Source organism: Dietzia timorensis (genome assembly GCF_020742175.1).
Taxonomy (GTDB): domain Bacteria; phylum Actinomycetota; class Actinomycetes; order Mycobacteriales; family Mycobacteriaceae; genus Dietzia; species Dietzia timorensis_A.
On the sequence record NZ_DYXM01000100.1, the window covers coordinates 1 to 5,675 of the forward strand.

4 protein-coding genes and 1 pseudogene are annotated in these 5,675 nt (G+C 67.8%); 3 read left to right on the plus strand and 2 right to left on the minus strand.

Annotation, left to right across the window (positions count from 1 at the left end):
* Positions 1-386: pseudogene (locus tag K8V11_RS05165) on the plus strand (hypothetical protein); the annotation flags it as partial.
* Positions 379-870, plus strand: coding sequence for a hypothetical protein (locus K8V11_RS05170; RefSeq protein ID WP_303911370.1), 492 nt, complete (start codon positions 379-381; stop codon positions 868-870). The pseudogene K8V11_RS05165 and the gene K8V11_RS05170, both read left to right, overlap by 8 nt.
* Here the strand turns inward: K8V11_RS05170 and K8V11_RS05175 are convergent.
* Together K8V11_RS05175 and K8V11_RS05180 are read right to left on the minus strand one after the other, a co-directional pair.
* Positions 845-2,473: a PH domain-containing protein gene (locus K8V11_RS05175; protein ID WP_303911371.1), complete on the minus strand. Its 1,629-nt coding sequence runs from the start codon at positions 2,471-2,473 to the stop codon at positions 845-847. The genes K8V11_RS05170 and K8V11_RS05175 overlap by 26 nt on opposite strands.
* Positions 2,470-3,279, minus strand: coding sequence for a PH domain-containing protein (locus tag K8V11_RS05180; RefSeq protein ID WP_303911372.1), 810 nt, complete (start codon positions 3,277-3,279; stop codon positions 2,470-2,472). The genes K8V11_RS05175 and K8V11_RS05180 overlap by 4 nt, the downstream gene beginning before the upstream one ends.
* A gap of 42 nt (positions 3,280-3,321) precedes the next feature.
* On the opposite strand from K8V11_RS05180, the gene K8V11_RS05185 reads away from it, so the two are divergent.
* Positions 3,322-5,675 (plus strand): bifunctional FO biosynthesis protein CofGH (locus tag K8V11_RS05185; RefSeq protein WP_303911373.1); only part of this gene is annotated, 2,354 nt, incomplete at its 3' end.

The following is a 5,675-nucleotide window of genomic DNA, read 5'->3' on the forward strand; positions in this document are numbered from 1 at the left end:
TGACCCACGTGGTCGAGCTGCCGGCGCAGATCCGCGCCAGGCGCGACGCCGCGCTCGCCGCCCACGCCACGCAGCTGCAACTCCATCCCGATCCGGCCACCGATGCCATGCCCACCCACCTGGCGCTCACCAACAACATCTGCCAGCAGCTGCCCGTCCGCGAACACTATGTGTCCTTCGACCTCGCCGGCACCGCAGAATCCGCCCATGACGGCGGAGACGCCGGGCGCTCGTGGCGCAGGGATCCGCTTGTCCTCGATCCGGAGTCGACGAGGCCGGTCCGGGGTGGCGCCGCGTCCGCGGCCGACGGCGGCACGCTTCCGCCGGTATGGGAGGGGCTTGTCGACGATCTCGAAGGTACTCGAGGAGGGCAGCCACATGAGTGAAGGCACGTCCGCCGTCATAGGCGAAAAGAGCGGAGCCGCGGGCGACGCCGGCCGTTCAGGCGAAGAGAAATCCAGCGCCGCCGCCGATCCCGCGCCTCCATCCGTGATCGGGCTCTCCTACGCGCTTGTGTGCCTGACGATCGCGGCGTCGGTGTCGTGCGTGATCGAGGCGGCATACCTGTTCCTGCGCACGCCCGAATTCGGTTCGGGGATAACGCTGCCGGTGCCGATCTCGGCGCTGGCGGCCGCCGTGCTCAACACCTGGATGGTTGCCGAGGCGCGCAAATGGTCGTCCAAGCTCGTCGTGCAGGCGTTCCCGCTTATCGTGTGGATGCTCACGCTGATCTGCCTGCACCTCGGCCCGGGCGGCAACATGCCCGTCCCGCCGAGTGGGCGCGGGCTGTTGCTGCTCATCGGCGGGCTCGCCGTCCCCGTGTTCTGGGGGCAGATCCGCTCGTTCAGGCGCTTGGCGGCTGCGACGTAGCCGGGGCCGAAATACTTGGCGCCCCTCCGTCGCGCGGGTAGCTGATGATCGTGCCCCACTCGGCGGTGATGCCGGGCGTGATCGCCTCCGCCAGCGCCCACGACTCGTCGGCCTGCATATCGAGGATTCCGTAGACGCCCTGACCGGCGGGCGTGGCCGCACGCACGGTCGCGACCTTCGACCAGCGTTGAAACGGGGTTTGCGAGACCTGCCAGCCGATAATCCCGTCCGCGTCGAGAACCGAACGCTTCGCCTGAAGCGAACCCGAGGACGTGACGAGCCGCCCGCCGACGATGTTGTGACCCATGTTGCGGATGCGATCCCACGACAGCAGGAGGAAGAACGCGAGCGCGGGGAGGATGAACCACGCGATCCACTTGTCGACGGTCTCCCCGCGTTCGAGCCGGAACAGCACCGCCAGCGCGAGAAGGAACCAGAACGGGATGAGCCCGCGGGTAATGCGGCGGCGCTTGGCAGCGGCCGAATGTTTGCGCAGGGGAGTGCGCACCGGCGCCTCGTCGTCGAGCACGTACTCGGCGACGCGGCGCACATCGCGGCGGGGCGCGAGCGGAAGCAGCGTAGAGGCGTTCCCCCCGCGCTTGGTGCCGGTCATGATCGGCTCGAGCCGCCCACCGCCGATAAGCCTGATGAACACCGGCAGGCGCATCTCGACGCCACGCAGGCGCTGCTTGTCGAGGGCGATGTGTTTGCGCCGCAGGATGCCGTTCTGCACGTACAACACGCGGCCCTGGTCGATGAGCGCGTACTTGCCGTAGCGAATCGCGTACGCAACCATCCCGAACAGCCCGGCCACCAGCCACAGGCACAGCGCCTCGGCGATGAGCGTGCGCGGCTGGCCGAGCTCGGTGAATTCCGCGCGCAGCGACACAACAGGGCCGAGCTCCAGCAGCCGCTGCTGCATATCGCCCATCTGCAACGTGATGAGCCACAGCGAGAACAGCACACCGAAACCGATCGGGGAGAACGGCGCGAACCGCGACCAACTGAGTTTCCAGCGCGCGATATCCTCGCCCGCGTGCCCGGCCTGCAGATCCGGATGGGCCGGGTCGATCCCGGCGGCGCGCATGTGCTTGAGCAGTTCCTCACGCAGAGGCGTGACGGCGGAGGAGGCAATGGCATCGAGACGGAACCTGCCGGCGGCGTCTTTCGAAGAATCCTGCTGGCCTGTGCCCACCTCGACGATGGAGACGCGCAGCAGCCGGTGGAACAGGTCGGATTCGGTGTCGACCGACCGGATGCGTTCTCGCGCAATCGTCACCTGATTGCGGGTGAAGATGCCCTTGCGCAGCACGATGTGCGTGTCGCCGATGTAATACGAGGTCGAGATCCATCGCGTAAAGGCGATGAACATGATGAGCCCGAGTAGCCCGAACTCGAACCAGTAGTTATCGCGGTTGGTGCCAAGCCACAGCGAGATCACGAAGATCGGCGAGAGCCTGGTGAGCATCCCCAGTGGGTCGACGAGCAGCATTCGCCAGGACAGGCGATGCCAGGTGGCGTTCGAGAGGTCGAGCGCGCTGCGGCCCGAGGAAGTCGCGGAGCGGTTCTGCTCCTGCTGCCGCAGCTGCTGTGGGGCGCTCATGTCGCGTCACCCTCGTCGAGTTCGGCGATCTTGAGCAAGTGATCCGCGAGGGTCTCCGCGTCGGCGAGCGGAAGCCCCTTGATCTCGACCGAGCCGTGCGCGGAGGCGGTCGAGGCGACCACGGAGGCGAGGCCGAGCATCCGCTCGAACATCGAGCGCTTGGTGTACACCGTCTGCAACCGGCCGAGCGGTGCGATCCGGTACTGGTGGGTCCACCAGCCGGACTTGGCGAACACTGCGGTTTCCGAGAAGTCCCATCGGGCGACCATGTAGCGCCACGTCGGTGCGACGACGAGCGAGAAAAACCCGATCCACGCGGTGGCCGCGGCGGCAACCCAGTTCCAGAACGCCATCACGTTATCGCCCCAGAAATACCACCCGACCTGCAAAGCGATGAGGATGATGATCGACCACATCGATTCGAGCGTCCAGGCAATCGGCGCCTTGGGACTCACCCGGTAGCGCGGCTCGAGGATCGATACCTCGGTGTGCTCGAGGTACTCCTCTAGATCGAATCCAGGGGCGGCGGCAGGGGAGACCTCTCCGTCGGGAACGTCGCCGGGCTCGGCAACCTCGCCTGGCTCTGGACGCTCGCCGGGCTCCCGAGCCTCGCCCGCCGCGTGGGCGGCGCCTGGGTGAGGCGGAACTCCGCCGTCATATGTGGGGGTTTCCTGCGACTCGTGCGGGTCGAATTCGTCGTCCGGATCGGGGGCGGCGTGCCGGGGGCGAGTCGGGGCGTCGCCGCTGGCATATGCGAAGCTGAACGGCGGCTCGGGGGTGGAGGAATCCCGATAATGAGCAGGCATAGCCACCAGCCTAACGACACTACGGCGGTAAGTTGGGGCACCATGGCGCATATGAACAACGGATCGCACGACGCACGACGCGAACCAGCCGCTTCGCCGGCGAGTACGGCGAAGGTCACAGACGGGGTCACGGATTCCGCCATTCGCCGCTGTCTCAAACGAGCGGAGAACGGGCTCGCCCTGTCCACGGAGGAAATCGCCATCCTCCTGCACGCGAGCGGAGAGCACCTGCGCCGGCTCACCGCGGCGGCGGCACGCAAGCGGGACGCGAAACTGAACGATGGCGCAGAGGCCTCCGGCGACGCGGCCGTGCTCACCTACTCCCGCAAGGTATTCATTCCGCTCACGCACTTGTGCCGCGACCGGTGCCACTACTGCACCTTCGTCAAGAGCCCCGGCGTGCTGCGCCGCGAGGGGACGCCGCTTTTCATGGAGCCCGACGAGGTAGTCGATCTCGCGCGCCGGGGCGCGGAGCTCGGCTGTAAGGAGGCGCTGTTCACGCTCGGGGACCGGCCGGAGGATCGCTGGCCCGAGGCGCGCGAGTGGCTCGACGCGCGCGGCTACGATTCGACGCTGGACTACGTGCGAGCGATGGCTATCCGCGTGCTCGAGGAGACCGGCCTGCTGCCGCACCTCAACCCGGGTGTGATGAGTTGGGCGGAACTGTCGCGCCTCAAGCCCGTCGCGCCGTCTATGGGAATGATGCTCGAGACCTCCTCGCGCCGCCTGTACACCGAGCCCGGCGAGGCCCACTACGGTTCGCCGGACAAGGATCCCGAGGTGCGCCTGCGTACGCTCACCGATGCCGGGCGTCTCGCGGTGCCGTTTACCACCGGCATCCTTGTGGGGATCGGGGAGACGCTCGACGAGCGCGCCGAATCGATCGCCGACCTCGCGCGGCTGTCGCGCGAGTTCGGCCACATCCAAGAGGTCATCGTCCAGAACTTCCGCGCCAAGCCGAAGACCGCGATGGCCGCGACCCCTGACGCCGATCTCGACGGTTACCTCGCCGCCGTGGCCTGCGCGCGCCTCGTGCTCGACCCGCGCGTCACCGTGCAGGCGCCGCCGAACCTCGTCGACGCCGAGGAGATCGCGCTTCTCGTGGACGCCGGGATCGACGACTTCGGCGGCATTTCGCCTCTGACGGCGGACCACGTCAACCCCGAGCGTCCCTGGCCGCACCTCGACGACTTGTCCAGGATCTGCGCCGATCTCGGCTTCGAACTGCGCGAGCGGCTCACCGTGCATCCGCGGTATATCGCTGCAGGGGCCGCGTGGATCGATCCGCGCGTGTCGGGGCACGTCGCGGCGCTCGCCGATTCCCGCGGCCTCGCCGCGCCGGCCGAGGACGGTGGGTCCCGCTCGCCGTCCCCGATGCCTTGGCAGGAGCCCGACGAGTCCTTCGAGTCGTTCGGGCGCATCGATCTCGGCGAATCCATCGATACCGAGGGCCGCCGCACCGAGACCCGTTCCGACATCGACCAGGCTTTCGGGAACTGGGACGCGATCAGGGAGGCAGCGGCCCGCATCGGCGCCGCCGAGGCCGCCGGGGCATCCGCTCCCGGGCGCGCCGACTCCGAGGTGCTTGCCGCGCTGCGCGCCGCCGAATCCGATCCTGCCGGGCTCAGCGACGCCCAATATCTTGCGCTCGCCGGAGCCGATGGCGACGGACTCGCCGCTCTGGCCGCGCTGGCGGACTCGATCCGTGCGGACGTGGTCGGCGACGACGTCACCTACATCGTCAACCGCAATATCAACTTCTCCAACATCTGCTATACCGGCTGCCGCTTCTGCGCGTTCGCCCAGCGTAAGGGCGACGCGGATGCGTTCTCGCTGTCGCCCGGGGAAGTCGCCGACCGCGCCTTCGAGGCCCACACCACCGGGGCCACCGAAGTATGCATGCAGGGCGGAATCGACCCCGATCTGCCCGTCACGGGCTATGCGGACCTGGTCCGCGCAGTAAAGGACCGCGTCCCCGGGATGCACGTCCACGCATTCAGCCCTATGGAGATCTCCAACGGCGCCTCCCGCTCCGGACTGTCCGTACGCGAATGGCTCACCGGCCTCAAGGAAGCAGGCCTGGACTCGATCCCAGGTACCGCCGCCGAGATTCTGGATGACGACGTGCGTTGGATCCTCACCAAGGGGAAGCTACCCGCGGCCGAATGGATCAACATCGTCGAAACCGCGCACTCGGTGGGAATCCGCTCCAGTTCCACGATGATGTACGGCCACGTCGACGCGCCGTCCCACTGGGTGGCACACCTACGAACGCTGCGCGGTATCCAGGAACGGACCGGCGGGTTTACCGAATTCGTGCCTCTGCCATTCGTGCACCACAGCGCCCCGCTGTATCTCGCCGGCGCCGCGCGTCCGGGTCCGACCCGACAGGAGAA